The organism is Campylobacter sp. CNRCH_2013_0671h (genome assembly GCF_025773055.1).
Taxonomy (GTDB): Bacteria; Campylobacterota; Campylobacteria; order Campylobacterales; family Campylobacteraceae; genus Campylobacter_D; species Campylobacter_D lari_D.
Window position 1 is genome coordinate 35,508 of sequence record NZ_JAKMTG010000003.1, and the last position, 17,974, is coordinate 53,481.

At 28.0% G+C, this 17,974-nt stretch carries 19 protein-coding genes and 1 other RNA gene; 13 read left to right on the forward strand and 7 right to left on the reverse strand.

The genetic code is table 11. From position 1 onward, the window contains the following. Positions 1 to 6: 6 nt before the first annotated feature. Both L8X97_RS02955 and ruvB read right to left on the reverse strand, forming a co-directional pair. A complete protein-coding gene (locus L8X97_RS02955; RefSeq protein WP_133319757.1) occupies positions 7 to 1,050 on the reverse strand; it encodes an AI-2E family transporter in 1,044 nt (347 codons plus the stop codon). Beyond that, complete coding sequence (ruvB, locus tag L8X97_RS02960) at positions 1,040 to 2,050, reverse strand: Holliday junction branch migration DNA helicase RuvB (RefSeq protein WP_039619088.1); 1,011 nt, start codon at positions 2,048 to 2,050, stop codon at positions 1,040 to 1,042. The genes L8X97_RS02955 and ruvB overlap by 11 nt, the downstream gene beginning before the upstream one ends. Before the next feature lie 88 nt (positions 2,051 to 2,138). Between ruvB and L8X97_RS02965 the strand changes: the two genes are divergently transcribed. The 4 genes from L8X97_RS02965 to L8X97_RS02980 all read left to right on the forward strand — a co-directional run bounded on the left by L8X97_RS02965 (position 2,139) and on the right by L8X97_RS02980 (position 8,442). Next, positions 2,139 to 2,549 (forward strand): hypothetical protein, encoded by a 411-nt coding sequence (locus tag L8X97_RS02965; RefSeq protein WP_039619086.1) that lies wholly within the window; start codon positions 2,139 to 2,141, stop codon positions 2,547 to 2,549. Position 2,550: 1 nt separating this feature from the next. Beyond that, positions 2,551 to 2,909: a transfer-messenger RNA gene (gene ssrA / locus L8X97_RS02970) on the forward strand. A 225-nt stretch (positions 2,910 to 3,134) separates the two neighbouring features. Then, complete coding sequence (locus L8X97_RS02975; protein WP_263662586.1) at positions 3,135 to 6,887, forward strand: class I SAM-dependent DNA methyltransferase; 3,753 nt, start codon at positions 3,135 to 3,137, stop codon at positions 6,885 to 6,887. A gap of 1 nt (position 6,888) precedes the next feature. Next, complete coding sequence (locus L8X97_RS02980; RefSeq protein WP_263659275.1) at positions 6,889 to 8,442, forward strand: DUF4435 domain-containing protein; 1,554 nt, start codon at positions 6,889 to 6,891, stop codon at positions 8,440 to 8,442. A 29-nt stretch (positions 8,443 to 8,471) separates the two neighbouring features. Here the strand turns inward: L8X97_RS02980 and L8X97_RS02985 are convergent, their stop codons facing one another. Together L8X97_RS02985 and L8X97_RS02990 are read right to left on the reverse strand one after the other, a co-directional pair. Next, complete coding sequence (locus L8X97_RS02985; protein ID WP_039619082.1) at positions 8,472 to 9,401, reverse strand: ribose-phosphate pyrophosphokinase; 930 nt, start codon at positions 9,399 to 9,401, stop codon at positions 8,472 to 8,474. Between the two features lie 64 nt (positions 9,402 to 9,465). After that, positions 9,466 to 9,870 (reverse strand): acyl-CoA thioesterase, encoded by a 405-nt coding sequence (locus L8X97_RS02990; protein WP_133319755.1) that lies wholly within the window; start codon positions 9,868 to 9,870, stop codon positions 9,466 to 9,468. 64 nt (positions 9,871 to 9,934) lie between these two features. On the opposite strand from L8X97_RS02990, the gene ciaB reads away from it, so the two are divergent. Next, complete coding sequence (gene ciaB, locus L8X97_RS02995) at positions 9,935 to 11,770, forward strand: invasion protein CiaB (protein WP_263662588.1); 1,836 nt, start codon at positions 9,935 to 9,937, stop codon at positions 11,768 to 11,770. Positions 11,771 to 11,788: 18 nt separating this feature from the next. Here the strand turns inward: ciaB and L8X97_RS03000 are convergent, their stop codons facing one another. Both L8X97_RS03000 and L8X97_RS03005 read right to left on the reverse strand, forming a co-directional pair. Beyond that, on the reverse strand, positions 11,789 to 11,983 hold the full coding sequence (locus tag L8X97_RS03000) for a hypothetical protein (protein ID WP_039668753.1): 195 nt from the start codon (positions 11,981 to 11,983) through the stop codon (positions 11,789 to 11,791). After that, positions 11,976 to 13,445, reverse strand: a complete 1,470-nt coding sequence (locus L8X97_RS03005; protein ID WP_263662590.1) for a DNA methylase — start codon at positions 13,443 to 13,445, stop codon at positions 11,976 to 11,978. Before L8X97_RS03005 ends, L8X97_RS03000 begins: the two co-directional genes overlap by 8 nt. 204 nt (positions 13,446 to 13,649) lie before the next feature. On the opposite strand from L8X97_RS03005, the gene L8X97_RS03010 reads away from it, so the two are divergent. Together L8X97_RS03010 and L8X97_RS03015 are read left to right on the forward strand one after the other, a co-directional pair. Then, positions 13,650 to 13,886, forward strand: a complete 237-nt coding sequence (locus L8X97_RS03010; RefSeq protein WP_133319752.1) for a hypothetical protein — start codon at positions 13,650 to 13,652, stop codon at positions 13,884 to 13,886. Continuing rightward, positions 13,867 to 14,148 carry a type II toxin-antitoxin system RelE/ParE family toxin gene (locus L8X97_RS03015; RefSeq protein ID WP_133319751.1) on the forward strand — a complete coding sequence of 94 codons (282 nt, stop codon included), beginning with the start codon at positions 13,867 to 13,869 and terminating at the stop codon, positions 14,146 to 14,148. The genes L8X97_RS03010 and L8X97_RS03015 overlap by 20 nt, the downstream gene beginning before the upstream one ends. Before the next feature lie 337 nt (positions 14,149 to 14,485). On the opposite strand, the gene L8X97_RS03020 is transcribed toward L8X97_RS03015, so the two are convergent. Continuing rightward, positions 14,486 to 14,749, reverse strand: a complete 264-nt coding sequence (locus L8X97_RS03020; protein WP_243705656.1) for a TetR/AcrR family transcriptional regulator — start codon at positions 14,747 to 14,749, stop codon at positions 14,486 to 14,488. A gap of 226 nt (positions 14,750 to 14,975) precedes the next feature. Between L8X97_RS03020 and L8X97_RS03025 the strand changes: the two genes are divergently transcribed. The 6 genes from L8X97_RS03025 (at position 14,976) to L8X97_RS03050 (ending at position 17,971) form a co-directional block, all read left to right on the forward strand. Further along, positions 14,976 to 15,347: a hypothetical protein gene (locus L8X97_RS03025; RefSeq protein ID WP_133319750.1), complete on the forward strand. Its 372-nt coding sequence runs from the start codon at positions 14,976 to 14,978 to the stop codon at positions 15,345 to 15,347. 114 nt (positions 15,348 to 15,461) lie between these two features. Then, on the forward strand, positions 15,462 to 15,584 hold the full coding sequence (locus L8X97_RS03030) for a hypothetical protein (RefSeq protein ID WP_263662592.1): 123 nt from the start codon (positions 15,462 to 15,464) through the stop codon (positions 15,582 to 15,584). A gap of 9 nt (positions 15,585 to 15,593) precedes the next feature. After that, positions 15,594 to 15,737: a hypothetical protein gene (locus tag L8X97_RS03035; protein ID WP_263662594.1), complete on the forward strand. Its 144-nt coding sequence runs from the start codon at positions 15,594 to 15,596 to the stop codon at positions 15,735 to 15,737. 120 nt (positions 15,738 to 15,857) lie between these two features. Further along, on the forward strand, positions 15,858 to 15,998 hold the full coding sequence (locus L8X97_RS03040) for a hypothetical protein (protein ID WP_165955277.1): 141 nt from the start codon (positions 15,858 to 15,860) through the stop codon (positions 15,996 to 15,998). 11 nt (positions 15,999 to 16,009) lie between these two features. Further along, positions 16,010 to 16,141 (forward strand): hypothetical protein, encoded by a 132-nt coding sequence (locus L8X97_RS03045; protein WP_263662597.1) that lies wholly within the window; start codon positions 16,010 to 16,012, stop codon positions 16,139 to 16,141. Then, positions 16,142 to 17,971 carry a hypothetical protein gene (locus tag L8X97_RS03050; protein WP_263662598.1) on the forward strand — a complete coding sequence of 610 codons (1,830 nt, stop codon included), beginning with the start codon at positions 16,142 to 16,144 and terminating at the stop codon, positions 17,969 to 17,971. The last annotated feature ends 3 nt before the right edge of the window (positions 17,972 to 17,974 follow it).

A 17,974-nucleotide genomic window follows, 5' to 3' on the forward strand; every position in this document is an offset into this window, starting at 1 on the left:
TCGCTTTTATACAAAATGCTTTTCTTTTAAAATCACATATAATTTTAAAGTAGAAATAAAGAAAGTTAAAATAGCAGGTCCAAGGATAATACCCCAAAAGCCAAAACTTGAAATTCCTGCTATCATCGCAAAGAAAATTAAAAGTTCGTTAATTTGTGTTGGAATTTGAACAAGTTTTTCATTGATCCATTTAATGATATAAGGTTTTACTAAAGTATCTGCGATAAAAGATATCATTACCACGCTATAAATGAAAATCACTAAAGCACCGCTTAGATTATTATTTGCAAATTCATATAAAGAGACAGGCACATAAACTAAGGCCCCACCTACCACAGGGATTAAAGAGCTAAAGCAAAATAATATTCCCATTAAAATCGCATCATAACCATAAAATTTAGTAATGATAGCAAAAAGCACCCCTTGTAAAATGGCATTTAGCACCATAGAATAAAACACCACAGACATTACATTACTCACTTCACTTAAAATGCCTTGAGTTTCTTCTTTTTTCATAGGCACTATGCTTTTTATATAGCCAATGAGTTGGGCTCCATAAAGATTAGCAAAGAAATAAAATACGCAAATTAATACCATGTCAGTTAGAAATTTAGTGCCAAATTTAGTTGCGCTTGAAAGATAGGTTAAAACATTTTTAGAGATAGAATTTAAGTCAATACTTGCTAATGCTTCTTTGATTTTGGGTTCTATAAAGCTTAAAGATTCGGGTAGGTGTAGGGAATAATTTTTAAAATATTCTATGGTATTGTGAAAATAGCTTATATCAAAACCTTTTGCAGCCTTTGCTAGCTCTATAATAGCATATACAAAAGGGATAAAAAATAAAGCTAGCATAAAAGCAGTAGTAGCTGCTGCAGCAACGACTTTTTTACCTTTGAAAATACTTAAAAATTTAACATTAACATTAGAAGTAGAAACAGCCATTAAACTTGCTATGGCTATATTCATCAAAAAAGGTTTAAACAAAAAAAGTACCCAAAATAAAATGATCAAAATAAAACTAATCAAGAAAAAATTACTACTTTTCATCAAATAAACCTTTGTTATATTTTAATTTTAAAACATCAAAGCTTTTTAAGCTTGCAATGCGACCTTTGGCTGTTCTTTCTATATAACCATTTGCTAGTAAATATGGCTCTATCACATCTTCTATGGTATTTTCATCCTCACTTAATGCTGCAGCTATACTAGAAAGTCCTATAGGTTTTCTTTTAGCTTCAGTTAAAAGCTCTAAATACCGCAAATCCATCGCGTCAAAACCAAGCTCATTTACCCCTAAAGAATCAAGCGCTTCTTTAGCTCTTTTTTCGCTAATGATTTCTTCATCATTTACATCAGCAAAGTCTCTTACACGCTTAAGCAATCTTAATGCTATTCTTGGGGTTGAGCGACTGCGTTTGGCTATTTCTAAAGAAGCTTTTTTTTCACAAGTTTTATTAAGCTTTAGAGCTGCTTTTTCTAAAATGATAGCAAGCTCTTCATTTTTATAAAATTCCAAGCGAAATTGCATACCAAAGCGATCGCGTAAAGGATTACTTAGCATACCTGCTCTTGTAGTAGCACCTATTAAAGTAAATTTGGGTAAATCGATTTTTATCGTTTGTGCAGCAGGTCCACTGCCGATGATGATATCAAGACGAAAATCCTCCATAGCAGGGTAAAGCACTTCTTCTATGGCGGGACTTAAGCGATGAATTTCATCGATAAATAAAATATCTCCCTCACTAAGGTTAGTTAAAATCGCAGCTAAATCTCCGCTTTTTTCTATCATGGGTGCAGCGGTAGTTTTGATATTTGCATTCATTTCATATGAGATAATGTTTGCTAAAGTTGTCTTACCAAGTCCTGCAGGCCCACTAAAAAGGATATGATCTAGACATTCATTTCTTTTTTTAGCAGCTTTAATGAAAATTTCTAAATTTTTTTTAATGTTTTCTTGTCCTATGTAGCCATCAAAATTTGAAGGTCTAAGACTTGTTTCATAAGTTTCATCAGGGGAGAATTTTTCAATCTCTACGATTCTATCCATATTTTTTCCATTTTATTTTGCTAAGAAATTTTAATTTTATCTAAAATTTGCTAAAATAAACATTTAAACTTAGATTATAGAAGTTTTTATGGGAATTTTAGAGCAATTAGAGTTAGATTACGAGCTTGAAGAAATCGAGCGTTTTTTGTATTTTTTTAGAAGTCTTTGCGATGTTTTAGAGCCTTTGATAGTAAAGCTAAGCAGTGATAGCTCAAAATACAAAGAAGCTTTAAAAGACTTAGAACAAAATATTCACAATGTAGTTTGGGCTGCTAAAAGATTAAATTTAGATGAGATTGCAAATTTTTGCACATTTTGTGAGGAAATTATGCAAGAAGCAGCTAAATTTGATGGGCCTGCTAGCGATGAATTTGTGGATTGGATGTTTTTAGTGGGTGAGCAGCTTGATAGATATTGCAGTGATTATGAAAAAAATGCTTCTTTTTTAAGTGTATTTAACCCTCAAATTGCAAATGTTCCTGATAAAATTTCTAAATAACGGGGACGACTTGGCTTCGACAGGAGTAGAGTGGCCTTGGTGGCATGTCGCTTTGAGCAAAGCGTATAAAGCTCAAATTAAAATTAAACGCAAACAACGTTAAATTTGCTCCTGCTTACGCTAAAGCTGCGTAAGTTCAGTTGAGCCTGAATTTTAAGTGATACTATCTAGCTTAGGATTTGGTCATTTTCGATAGTGTAGATTGAAATTTGACAAGTTTTGATTGAAGTTAAAGTCTTAGTCTAGCTTGAAATTTTGGAAGGTGAGTTTGGCTAGATGAAATTTTCACCTTTGCTAAGCATGTAGATGCCGTGGTTGTTTTATTTTTGGACAGGGGTTCAATTCCCCTCGTCTCCACCAAATTTAATCTTTCATATATCAATTTATTAGAATTTAGTATTTTAATAATTTTATTTCATCAAAGGTTTCTTATTATTGATAGGACTTCAAGGAAGGCTTCTTTTAAGATAGATGGTAAGGTTTTTATTAATTCTAAATTTAAATTCATTATAAAGCTTGATAGTATTTCTTAGCATTTTAAAAAGTTCTTTTTGTTATCATTTTAAAAAATACTAAGGTTGTTCTATGAATTTTTATGAAGAAATTAAAAAATATCTTGATAATAATCTTTTTACCAACTATGCTCTAGAGGTGGATTTTCCAAATATTTATAATTTTACTAAAAATGAAAACACATATAAAACAACCTTAGATAATATAATCTGTCTATACAACGCCACTCAAAGAAATTTTCAAAATTATAACGAACATCAATTTGAAGATGAATTTATATCAAAAGTGTTAGACATTTTAGGGTGGAAATTTATAAGACAAGATGAAAAGATCATACAAGGTAAATTAGAAAAGCCCGATTTTTTGCTTTTTAGTGATGAAAATATAAAAGCAAATTATGAAAATTTAGACAAAGAAACAAAAAAATCAAGCAATGAATTCACTATTATCATGGAGTCAAAAGCCTATGATGTGCAAATAGATAATAAAAAAGTAAAAGAAAATCCCCATTTTCAAATTTTAAGATATCTTAGTAATCTTAAGAAAAATTATGGCTTTTTAACTAATGGTAGATTTTGGCGTTTTTATGATAACTCTACACTTAGTGCAAACAAGGTATTTTATGAGATAAATTTAGAACACATCATAAAAGATAAAAACTACCAAGCTTTTGCGTATTTTTATAGTATTTTTGCTTCAGCAAGTTATACGGAAGAAAAACACATAGAAAAATCTTTACAAGTTAATAAAGAATCAAAAATAAAAATAGAAGATGATTTAAAATCTATCATCTATGGAACTAATGGCAATGAATCTTTATTTGAATTTATAGGTTCTAAGATTTATAACAAAACTAAAGCTGATTTAAAGCTAATCTATGAAAATTCTTTATATTTTGTGTTTAGGCTTTTATTTATTGCTTATTTTGAAGATAAATTTGAAAATATCTTAGAAAAGCATAAATACTTCAAAAGCAAAATTAGCATAAAAACTTTATTGCAAAATTTAAGCGATGATGAAAGCTCAAGTGCTGGCTTTGGCGATTTAGAAATGATATTTCAAATTTATAATAAAGGCAAAGGCAATTTTGACATGCCTGTTTTCAATGGTGGGTTGTTTGATGAGAGCAAAACCACTCTTTTAAACACACCAAAGATTTTCAGCGATAAAGACTTGAAGAAAATTTTAGAACAATTATTATACTACAAAGATAAAAATTTAACTTTTAAAAGAGATTATAAAACCTTAAGTATAGAGCATTTAGGCACGATTTATGAAGGCTTGCTTTCTTACTTTTTTGAAGTAGCAAATGAAGATATTTACTATGTAAGCTATAAAGAAAAATCAAAAGAAATAGAGTGTTATTTTGATAATTATGATTTTAAAATTTTAGAAAAATCAAAAAAATTAGAAAAATACACCTTTTATGAAAAAGGACAAATTTATCTAAAAAATACTAGCAACTCAAGAAAAGCAAGTGCAAGCTTTTATACACCTCAATCCATAGCTAATTTTTTAATCCAAAGTGCTTTAAAAGACAAACTAAACAATGAAAATATTTTGAAATTTAAAATTCTAGACAATGCTTGCGGTAGTGGGCATTTTTTAGTTGCGGTTTTAAATGCTATCACGCATATTGTTTTATCAGATTTTGAACATTTTACAAATTTAAAGCAACTCCACGAACAAGAAAAAGAAAATATCGCAAATCATATAAAAGATTTCACGCAAGATTATGAGTTAGATGAAAGTGATGTTTTAAAACGACTTTTGCTAAAACGCATTATTTATGGAGTGGATTTAAATCCATTTAGTATAGAGCTTACTAAGCTTAGTCTTTGGATAGATAGTTTTATCTTTGGAACCCCACTTTCTTTTATAGAACATCACATAAAATGTGGCAATGCTTTGCTAGGCTCAAGTATAAGTGATTTTGAAAATTTAATAAAGCAAAATAAAGAAAATATTTTCACAAATTCCATTACTCAAGAATTTGAAATTTTACAAGAAGTATTTGAAAAGCTTGATAATCTACAAGATACCAACGAAGAACAAATCAAACAATCCAAACAAATCTATCAAAATGAAATCACACCAAAACTTGATAAGTTAAATTTATATCTAAACTATATCAACTCACTTCATTTTGCTAACAAAGAAGAATTACAGATTCTAAAAGCCCTAAGTCAAGATGATATACAAAATTTAAGCCAAAATAAACAAGCAAAAGCTATCATTAGCAAATATCAAAAAGAATTTAACTTCTTTAACTATGAGTTAGAATTTCCTGAAATCATAGAAAATCAAGTCTTTAAAGGCTTTGATATCATCATAGGTAATCCACCTTGGGATAAATCAGAATTTAGTGACAATGATTTCTTTCCACAATATAAAAGCGATTATAGAAGCTTAATCGCTAGCAAGAAAAAAGAAATTCAAGACAATTTGCTAGCGAAAGATTATATAAAGCAAAATTATGAAAAACAAAAAGCATATATAGATGTAATTAATGTTTATTATAAAAACACATTTATGTCTAATTCTTTAACAAAAGATATTAATTTATTTCGTCTTTTTGTAGAAAAAAATCTTTCTCTTTTAAAACAAGATGGAAATTTAGCTTATGTGCTTCCTAGTGCTTTGATGTTTGAAGATGGAAGCTTGACTTTAAGAAAAGAAATTTTAGAAAATAAAACTTTAGAGTATTTTTATAGTTTTGAAAACAATAAAGCTATCTTTATAGATGTTCATAGAAGCTATAAATTTGCTCTTATGCTTATAAAAAACACGCAAGCAAATCACACTCACAAAATCAAAACAATGTTTTATAAAACAGATATAAACTCATTAAAAAACAAAGATGAAATTTTAACTCTAAGCTTAGAAGATATCAAAAAGCTAAGCCCAACTCACCTAGCCTTAATGGAGCTAAAAGACAAGCAAGCTTTAGAAATTCTAAGAAAATGCTACAATACTTTTCAAACCTTGTCTTTTGATTATATAGATTTTAGACAAGAATTAAATATGACTAGTGATAAAGATTTGTTTATAGAAGAGTTTAGGGAAGGACTTTTGCCCTTATATGAAGGTAAAATGATACATCAATTTAATGCAAATTTTAGCCAAGCTACTTATTTTTTAGAAAAGGCTAAATTTGATGAGCGTTTAAAAAGCAAAGAACTTTTAAGAGCTAAAAAGGCCACCAGCAAAGAACTAAAGCCTGAATTGATAAAGTATGATAGAGAATTTTTTAGACTTGCTTATAGAGCTGTTGCAAGAGATACTGATGAGAGAACTTTGATAGCTTCTTTATTGCCAAAAAATTGTGGTTTTGGACATAGTATGTTTGCAAATGTACCAAAACTATATATTTTAAAAGATGATGAAATTTGTATAGATGTAGTGCCTTATGAAAGAATTTTATTTACTTTGGCTTTGTTTAATTCTTTAGTGGTTGATTTTATCATAAGAAATATGGTGCAAATCAATGTAAGTAAAACCTACTTAGAAAGAATTCCTCTGCCTCAACCAAGTGATAAAGAAATTCAAAACAATGAAATCTATAAAACTCTAGCTAAAAATGCCTTACTTTTGCAGCTTTATAATGATAAAAATCATCATTTTGATGAGCTAAAACAAGAATTTAACATAAAAGATGATGAAATTCCAAAAACTAAAAAAGCTTATGATGTCTTAAGAGCAAAAAATGACTTATTAGTTAAAGAACTTTATAGTTTAAGTGATGATGAATTTTCTTACATGATAAGCACTTTTAAAGTCTTAAACGAAAAACAAAGTGAATATATAGCATTATTAAGGAATTAAGATGGAAGAATATATTTATTATTTGCCTGATGAAAATGGAGATAAAAAAGAATTTAAAACAAATGCAAATTCTATCATAATCGTAGGTGCTAATGGCTCAGGTAAAAGTAGGCTTGGGGCTTGGATGGAAAAAGAATGCGGAAATTTATATAGAATTCCAGCTCAAAGAGACATAACTATATCAGATCGTATAATAAGATATAAATATAATGAAGCTAAGAATGATTTATTCTATGGAAATATTAATCCATATAATGATATATGGCAATTAAAATTTAATGGATTTGAAAATGCAACAATAAAACTTCATAGCGATTATGATAAGCTTTTAAGCTATGTTTTATCTTATGAACAAGAACAATTAAGACAAGAACATAGAAATGGTATTAGAATTGAAAATATCATAGATAAAACTAAAAATATTTGGAAAGAAATTTTTCCTCATAGAAAAATAGATCTTATAAAAGATGAATTTTTATGCATTATGAATGAGCAAAACAAATATGAAGCAAGAATGATGAGTGATGGAGAAAGAGCTGTATTATACTTGATAATGTATGTTTTGTGTATCGAAGAAAAAATTATTTTAATCGATGAGCCAGAATTACACTTACATCCATCTTTAACTAACAGACTTTGGAGTGTTTTAGAAAAGCATAGGCAAGATTGTTTATTTATATACATAACGCATGATTTAAATTTTGCTGCAAATCATATAGAAGCGGATAAATTTTGGATTAAATCCTACAATGGGCAAAAATGGGAAATAGAAAAAATAGAAAAAAATGATATGTCACAAGAATTATTTTTAAAACTTTTAGGTGCTAGAAGAGATATTTTATTTGTAGAGGGAAAAAGTGAAAGTTTAGACACTAAAATTTATAGTATATTATATCCACAATATCAAATCATTCCATGCAGTAGTTGCGAAAATGTTTTAAACTATACAAAAACTTTCAACGAACAAAATGCCTTGCATGGTTTCAATGCTTATGGGATTATAGATAGAGATTTTAGAACACAAGAGGAAATAGATAGTGCAAATAAAAATAAAGTGAAAGTTTTAGAAGTAGCTGAAGTAGAAAATTTGTTTTTATTAGAATGCATTATTTTAGCTATTTTAGAACAATCAGACGCAAGAGAAAAATTTGAAGAAGTAAAAGATTATATCTTTGAAATAAAATATAAAAATGTTCTACAAAGTCAAATTTCAGAAAAATTAGAAAAAGAAGTAAAACATAAATTAAAATCTATATTTAAAGAATCAAAAACACCCAAACAAATACAAGAAAAGATTAGTTCTTTGGAGCAACTAATAGGTTTTGAAAACTTACATAAAGATATTGAAAATAAATTTAATTCTGTATATGAAAGTAAAGACTATGATGAATTATTAAAAATATTTAATCAAAAAGGAATTCTTGAAAATGGTGTATTTTTAAGCAAAGTAGGCAAAACAAAAGATACTTATGCAAAATCGGTTTTAAAATTATTAAGAGAAAATGAAGAGCTTAGAAAAGAAGTCTTAAAATATATTCCAAGCTTTACAGAATAATTCTTTGCAAGGCTATTCTTGCAAAGAATTTATACAAATAAAGAATTCACACTTTCATTGTGATAAACTCTGCGTATTACCTCGCCAAAAATAGGTGCTACGCTTAGGACTTTGATTTTATCCATTTGTTGTTTTAAAGGTATAGTGTCAGTTACTACTAGCTCATCAAGCGCATCTTTGGCTATTCTTTCATAAGCTACGCCACTAAGCACAGGGTGGGTACAGCAAGCTATAACTGACTTTGCACCTTTGCTTTTAAATACTTCAGCAGCTTTTACTATGGTTCCTGCTGTATCGATAATATCATCTACCAAAATTACTTCTTTATCTTTTACATCACCGATGACATTCATTACTTCGCTTTCATTAGCCTTTTCGCGTCTTTTATCTACTATAACTATATCAAGTCCTAAAGCTTTTGCTACGCTCCTAGCTCTTGCTATACCGCCTATATCAGGACTTGCGATGATAGGGTTTTTATAGTTTTTATTTTTAATATAATCATTAAAAATAATACTTCCATAAAGATTATCCACAGGTATATCAAAAAAGCCTTGAATTTGTCCAGCATGTAAGTCTATGGTAGCTACTCTATCTACCCCTGCTGATTCTATAAGATTTGCTACTAATTTTGCAGTAATAGGCACCCTAGGACTTGCTTTTCTATCTTGTCTAGCATAGCCAAAATAAGGGATGATAGCTGTGATAGAGCTTGCACTTGAGCGACGCAGAGCATCTGTCATGATTAAAAGTTCCATTAGATTATCATTTGTTGGAGCACAAGTACTTTGAATGATAAATACATCTTTACCACGCACGCTTTCATCTATTTGAATGCTAATTTCACCATCACTAAAACGCTTCACACCCGCATTGCTTAGAGGCAGTGAAAGGTATTTTGAGATTTTTTTAGCAAATTCCTCATTTGCTGAACCAGAAAATATTTTATATCCGCGCATATATAAGCCTTAGAAAGTTTTCTGTGATGATATAAAATTTTTTTTGAAAATACAATAAAACATATCAAAAGCCGTGCAATCTTTTTAAATCCGCATCAATAGGAAGTTTATTTCCGTCTTTATCTACACTTACATAAGTTACCACAGCTGAAGTTACATGCATGCAATATACACGGCCATAATCATTGGCTCTTTGGGTAACTACTTCTACTTCTACGGTGATAGAAGTATTACCTGCTTTGATGATTTTTGCATAGCAAGATACCAAATCACCTACGAAAATTGGTTCTTTAAAAATGATCTTATCCACTGCTACAGTTACTACTCTTTGCGGAGAAAGCTCCCTTGCTGCAATGGCTCCAGCTAGATCAATTTGTGACATGATCCAACCACCAAAGATATTACCAGCGGGGTTTGTATTGCTTGGCATAGCTATAACTCTTAGTTTAGGTTCTCCCATATCTTTCATACATTCTCCTTGTGTTTTAAAAAAAACATTATAATTAAGTTTTAAAAATAAAGAAAGGTAAAAAATGAATGATTTTAAGCAAATAGCAAAAATTGTGAAAAATAGGAAACAAAATATCAATAGTCTTTATAATATACTTCAAACTAATCAAAGTCATCCTTTGATAGATAGAGCTTTAGAACTAGCTAATCTTGAAAATGAAAAAAGCAATGTTTTAGCAATGTTGCGTCGTTTGGTGGATTTAAAAGAGGAAAATTTAGTCCAAGAACTTGAGAAAAAAGGTTTAAATGAAGAAGAAATTTCTCAAATAAAATATAAAGTTTTTTCTTTAGTAAGAGCCTTTTATGAGGTAGAGCATCAAGATTTAATCGATGAGATTAAGAGTAAAAATTTACTTGATGAGTTTTATTTGGCTCTAGTTCAAGGTGTGCATAATATAGGTGTAGTTATGAATTCTTTTGAGCTTGTTTGGAGCAAGCAAATTTTAGATACAAATAATAAAATCTTAAAAGAACAATTTCCAAATTTAAGCGATGCTTTGGAGTTTTTAAAACAAAATGAGCTTTATCAGCTAAATCAAGATAGTGAAATTTGTGAAAGAAGCTATGGAGCTTTAGTTAAAATAGGAACACTTTGGAGATTTTTACCTTATGCAAAAGCTTTTGAAAATGAAGTTTTAAAGCTTGAATATGAATTTGATAAACTTTTAGAAAAACTAAGAAATTGTGTGCTAGATGATGAAAAAAATGCTTATATTGATTATATAGAAAAATTAAAATTTGCATTTTGTGAAAAAGATAATAATGAAGTAGTTAAAAAATGGCAAGAAGCAGAGCTTGCGTGGATGGAAGTAAAATGTCCATTGCAAATTGGCCATCCTTTAGAATACTATGAGGACTCTTATACACATGCAGTAGCACTTGAGTGGGATATACGCTTAGAAGATGTGAGTGATTTTAATGGGAGTGAGTTTAAAGATAAAATCAAAGAAAGCTTTGCGATGGTGTATGCAAATTTAGATGAAGAAGATGAAACTTTGTTTGATGAAGTGAATTTTAATCTTGAAAAAACTCAGCTTTATATTTGTATGCCTATGATTTTTTATGGAGCAGAGCTTAAGGGGCTTTTTTCCGCTCAAGTAGTGCCAAATGATGAGTATGTAAGCAATATAGCAGGTAAAAAGATCTTTGCTTTTTTAAATTATGTTTATGAAAATGCTAAAACCAAGCCCTTTATGAAGCTTTCTTCTATGGTATTTGAAAAAGAATTTTTAGATTATGGTAGAGAAATTTTATTTTACAATGAAAAATTATGGAAAAGAATTTATGAAGTTTCTACCATAGGTCATGAGTTTGGACATATTTTCTTTGTGGCAAATGATAGCGAAAAGAAAATGAATGAAAGTGGCGTGTTTAAAAATATAGAAGAGTTTAAAGCTACTGCGGGTGGGCTTGTGAATTTCTTTTTACATGAAGAAGATGATTTAAAGCTTCCTGTATTTTATGAGCTTATTAAAAGGGCTATAGGATTGATTGCTTGGCAAAGAGTAGAGGAGGTTAAGCCTTACTATACAGAAGGTTTGATTCATTTGTCATTGTTGTTTAAATCAGGGGTGTTATCTTTTGCAAATGAGAAATTAAACATTAAATTTGATGAGGAAGCTTACGAGAGTTTTAAGGCTGTGTTTATGCAAAATTATTATAAGCTAGCAAGACATTATATGTTAAAAGAAGATGCTAAAAATTATTTAGATGAATTTTGTGTTTTAGAAGATGAGGTGTTTTTACCGCTTGATGAAGAGTGTAAGGAATTTGTAAAATACTACTATGAATTACACAAACTTTATGGCAATGAAATCGATGAAAGTGGAGAGTTTGAAAAATACTCTAATGCAAAATAAAATTTTATCAAGAAGAACTTAGCTTTCTTCTTGATATTTACTATTTTCTAATGCTTTTTCCATATCTTTTTGCGTTTTTAAAATAGCTTTACTAAAGCCATTTAGTACTGAAAATGGAGCAAATTGTGCCGCTCTTTTTTCTCTTGACATTGGTGGAAATTGTTTTGATTTTTGATATTTTATATCTATTATATCTTTATAATCATCATGCATTATGACCTCCTATTAAAGAAGTAATTTCTTTAGTCTCATCATCCAAGCTTGAAGCTTTTAAAATAGCTTTTTTACCAAATTTTTGTATGATTTGAAGTCTTGCTTTTTGGAGCTTTTCTTCTTTTTCAAGTTGATTTTTCTCTTGTGAAATTGCATTAAAATCACTAAATAAATTTAATTCTTGGTAATTTTCTTGAGCTTTATCTGTGATATTATTTAAACTTAGGCTGATTTTTCTAATACTTAAGTTTTTATCACTGATTTTATAAAAAAGTTCTAAGGTTTTTTTGTTGATGATTTTTAAAGAATGGGTAAAATTTTCTAAATTCATACTTCCGTGAGCATTTTTAGGTATAGCTCTTCCGTAATTATCTTTAGTAATAGCTCCTATATAAGAACCTAAAAAACTTGAATTTTCTAAATTGCTTTTATCATATTGTATATCTAGTGTGATATGGTTTGTTTTAAGGTTATTTTGTATAAGTTCAAGTACTAAATGATCTACAAGTTCTTTTAAAACCTTTATTGCTTGATTATTATCATATGCAAAAGGCAAAACCTTAGCCATGATTTTAGAGTGATTTTGTGATTTGTAATTTTTAATATCTTTCATCGTGCAAGTTTCAATACCCCATGCATGATCGATCAAAAGTTCAGCATTAACACCAAAGTGTTTATAAAGCAAGTCTTCATGTTCTAAAGAAAATCTTGCAAGATCTCCCATAGTATGAATGTTTAAATCTGCAAGTTTTAAGGCAATGCCTTTACCTATACGCCAAAAATCTTTTAAAGGTTTATGCTGCCACAATTTATATCTATATAATTTTTCATCTAAAAAGGCTATAAGCAAGCCATTTTCATCTGCTTTTTGTCTTTTAGCGAGTATATCCATAGCAATTTTAGCTAAGTATAAATTTGTGCCTATGCCTGCTGTTGCGGTGATTTTACTTGTGTGTGAAATATCAAGTAAAACCTTAGTAAGTAGCTCATAAGCTGATAGTTTGTATTTTTCAAGATAAGAACTAAGATCGATAAAAACTTCATCAATAGAGTATATATGAATATCTTTAGCATCAAAATACTTCAAATAAATGCTGTATATTTTTGTGCTAAATTCTATATAAGTAGCCATTCTAGGCTTAACAATAATGTAGTCTAATTCTAAACTTAAATCATTTTCAAGTTCTAATATACTAAAACTTTTAGCTTTAAAGTGGTGTTTTTGAGCTTGTTTTAGTCTTTCTTGGTTGATTAAATGGATTTTTTGTTTAAACTCAAAAAGTCTTAATCTACCGGGTATATTGTAAGTTTTTAACGCGGGTGAAACTGCTAGTATGATGGTTTTGTCCGTTCTTGTTTCATCTGCTACAATAAGATTAGTTGTTAAAGGATCTAAATTTCTTAAAACGCACTCAGCTGATGCATAAAAAGATTTCAAGTCAATAGAAGCGTAAATTTGCATAGTATGTGAAGCTTGCCTTTAGATTTATTAAGTTTTGATGGTATTAATTATAACAATAAAAATTGCTAAAATAGATGAAATAAAATGAAATTTATAAGGTGGCGGACAGAGAGGGATTTGAACCCTAATAAATATTGATTTTTTCATAAAAATATTTTATTATGTTTTTTTGTTATAATTTTCAAAAAAAGAAAGGATTGTTATATGTATTTAGAGCTTTCAAGAGAATCAGAACATTTTTTAACTAATTATTGTAAAGATAACAATTTAAGTCAAAAAGAAGTTTTAGAACTCGCTTTAACCTATTTAGAGCATAAGATAAGAATAGAAGATTATAAAAAAGATATAGAACTTTATAAACAAGGAAAATTAAAAACATATACTTCTGATGAAGTTTTTTCAAAAGTTAGGTCTAAAATAAATGCAGATCATACAAACTGATCGTTTTTTAAATGAATTAGGGGTAATATCTGATTTTATTTCATTGGATAGTGTAAAACAAGCTAATTTATTTTTAGATAAATTAGAACAAAGTATTCATAATCTTTCTTTTATGCCTTATAAAAATAGAAAATCTTTATCTTTTGATGATGAAAATATAAGAGATTTAATTTTTAAAGGTTATGTTATCCCTTATTTAATTGATACAAACAAAGATCAAATTATAATACTTGGTATTTATAAAAGTAACATTTTCTTTTAAATTTTTATTTTTTATTTTATTTTTTATAAAAATAATAAATAAATATACTATAATTTATAATCGTAATTAATTACAAAAGCTATTTTTTAGAATCTTGATTGCTTTCTTTTATTTCTTTTTTAAATCAAGATTCTTTTACTCATTCTATTTCTTTTTTTAATATTCTAGCTTCTATATCAGCAATATAGAATTTTTTTCCTTTTCGTTTAATTTCTCAAAAAGTTCTAATAACTTGCTTTCCATTGGATTATTTTCTTTTTTGGAATAATAACTAATTACTGCTTTGTATAATTCTGGGTTGTTTTTTCCCAATTATAAAGTGTTTTAATATCTTTTTTTATTCATTTTCTTTTAATTTTCTTTTTAATATTTTTGTTTTCATTTCTGATAGATAATATTCTTTTTCTAAATCTGTAAGATTTTCATATAATTTTTGTAATTCTTCTAATTTTGAATTTCTTTCATTTTCTTTATTTATTGAATTAACTATGAAATTATACAACTTTGGTCTTGTTTTTTCCCAATTATAGAGTGTTCTTATTTCTATGTCTAGTTTTTCTGATATTTCTTTTTTATTGATTTTATTTTGAATTTCTTTCATTTTTAAGCTACTTTTTATTTTTTATATGAAATAATTTCTAAAATATATTTGAAATAATTTCATATTTAATTATTTTTAATTTTACTAAATTTTTTTAAATTTTTCAAAAGCTGAAAAGTCAAATTATTAGAATTTAATTTTTGAGCTTTTGCTCTGCTCCCTTTTTTCTTAACACCTTGAAAGGGAGTTTTTTTAAAGGTGTTAATTTTTTTTGAAAGGTGTAAAAATGGAAATTGTAAGTCAAGATTATTTAATTAATTATAGTCTTTCAAATGGTCTTGTTAGATCTGTTGCTGAAGGTTCTTTTGATGGTAGGACTTATTCTGCTAGTGTTAGAATAGAATCATCTAATGTTTATGATGTTTTAAATGAAAAAACCGGCGTTTTGGATACTATTAAAAAAGAACTTATCTTTCGTATTATTTGCCCTGATAATTTAACCGCTGGTCAAGTTCTCTCATTTATCCGCAATAAGTTTAAAAATAAAGAAATTATTGTTATTGACGGTGGTATTCCTGATAATAATGGAGTTGTTAGAGTGAATAATCCAATAGAACATTTTTTAGGTGTCGAGTTTAAAAAATCCGATAAAAAATAATTTTTTTGAAGTATTTAAAATATTTTAAATACTTCTTTTTGAATTTTCTTATATTTTTTGGTGTTGAAAATATAAGAGAATTTAAATTCTCTAATAAAAATATAAGGAATTGTTATGTTAAAGAAAATTTCTAAACATAAAATGTTAGCTTCTGCTTTTGGTGTTGCTATTGTCATCGCTGCTATTGGGACTATAGTTGCTGTTAAAGCCGGTATAAAAATGCTTAAGTCAATTTAAGGTTTTTTTATGGGTTTTGGTTTTAGCAATGTATTTGATGTAGGTAAATTAATTCTTTTTGCTAATTCGCTTATCGCTTTACTTATAGCAACTTTTTTTATTGCTAAATCTGTATTATTTTCAATTAAAATCTTAAATGATGTTGTTGATTAGTTTTTTTGCACTATTTTTTTAAAAAAATAGTGCCTAGCGCCGACAATTCAACTTAAAGGCTTTTTAAAAACTTCTCGGCGATGTGTAACACTTTCAAAGCCTATTTTAAAGGATTTTTTTATGAAACTTGAATTACCTTTGGAAGTTTTATATATTTTGGGTCAGCAAAACTATAATTTTTTAATGAGTTTAACAGGTATTCTTTGTGGTTTTTCTCTTTTGCTTCTTGTGGTGCTTTTGATAGCTTCTTTTAAGTCTTAAAAGGTGTTTTTATGAGTGGTATTCTTAACATAACAGGCGTTGTTAGTTTTGATTTCTTTTTTAGTATTTTCATATATTTTATTGTTGGTATAACTCCTATTTTGCTTATTTTGGTTTTATTTGTTAGTCGTTGGATGAAGTAAATGCGTTTTTTAATTTCTTTGTTATTTTTTCTTGATTTTTCTTTTGCTTTTTGGCCTGTGTATTATTCTCCTTCGGATTGGCTAAATCGTTCTTTTCCTAAAAATTTTATTGGTAATGCACATTTTAGTGCTAATTTTGCTTTTAGTGAGATTGGTTTTGTAGTCAGTGAGCGTGGAGCACTCTATTTTAACTCATCTAAGGAGTTAGATCCTGATTATCAAGATTTTACTGTAGCTGATTCAAGATATCCATATTCTGACTATTTTTATGATAAGTATGATTTTAAAGTTCCAGATACTGCATTTTATGAAGTTCATGTTATTAATGATAATTATATTTACGGAAAATTATTTATAGATGATGTTCATTTCGGTGGTGGTGAAATTGGTATTTTACTTAGTTTTGGAAAGCCAAATACCCTGAAAGAGATTGATAATAGTTGTTTGCGTCCTTTAGATTCTATTTTTGATTATGAAGAAGGTTATATATACACCGACGGCGGTGATAATTACTATAATTCTCCTTTTATCATGAACAGTGAAGATGAAGGTTGCGAAGGCTCTTATAATGGAGAATATGTTAATATTGAATTGCAAAGAGGTTTACAAGTTCAGAAATTTTATCAAACTTTTTATAAAAAAATTCATGAACCTTGTGAAGATAATTATATTTTTAAAATTGATGATAGCGTTAATTCTGTTACTTGCGTTCCTTGCCAACCTGGTGAAATAGCTGATAGTTTTAAAAATAAATGTGTTTCTTTGATTGATAAAGAAAGTATATCTAATCCCTATTCTTATGCTAAAGCTCAGTGTTTTGAAAATGGTGGTTTAAAATACATTGATAGCGTTCTTGGTATTTCTAATGGTGGTAAAGGTTATAATTGTGTTAGTATTTGTGCTGATGAAACTACTTATATAAATTATAATTGCCCTAATATTATTGATTTTTCTAAAGATAATTTTACTCCTTCTTGTATTGAGCATCATTGTAGTTTTATTTCAAATGAAAATACTAGTTCTAATAATATACCTTTTCATAAACCTTCTACCCCATCTTCTAGTGGTTCTGAAATTAGTATTTCTAAAGATAATGATAATATTTGTTTTGATGGTAATAGTTGTTTTAAAGCTGATGATAATACTGATGTAAAAGACAATAAAATCTGTATTAATGGTAAGTGTTCTTCTATTAATAAAGGATCAGGCTTTAGTAAAAATAATACTATTTGTATTGATAATAATTGTTTTCATTTTGGTCATAGTGATGAAAGAACTTCTATTAAGGATAATAATAAGTTATGTATTGGTAGTAATTGTTCTTCTATAAAACCTTCTAATCCTGTTGGAAATGGTTCTAATAATAGTAATAGCTCTAATAATAGTAATAGCTCTAATCCTGTTGGAAATGGTTCTAATAATGGAAATGGTTCTAATGGCGATAATGTTTGTAAAGATAATAATTGCGGTTCTTATGATGGATCTGATTTTGGTAGCTATAATAGTTTTATTGATTCTTTAAAATCAGATTTTTTATCTTTTTCTGATGATTTGAATAATCAATATAAGTCTTTTTCTAATTCTATAAATGATTTTATATCTGTTGTTGAAAGTGGTTTTAAATCTATAGATTTTCCAATACAGACAAATACTTGTCCTTTAACTTTTGATTTTGATTATATAGATGGTAAAAATGAAATAAAAATTGATTTTTGTGAATTTACAAGTAAATTATCAGGCGTTTTCTATGTTTTCTTTTATTGCCTTTTTTTCTTATTTTTTATCAGGGTTATTTGGCGTTTTTCTCTTAAGTTTTTAATTAATCTTTAAAGG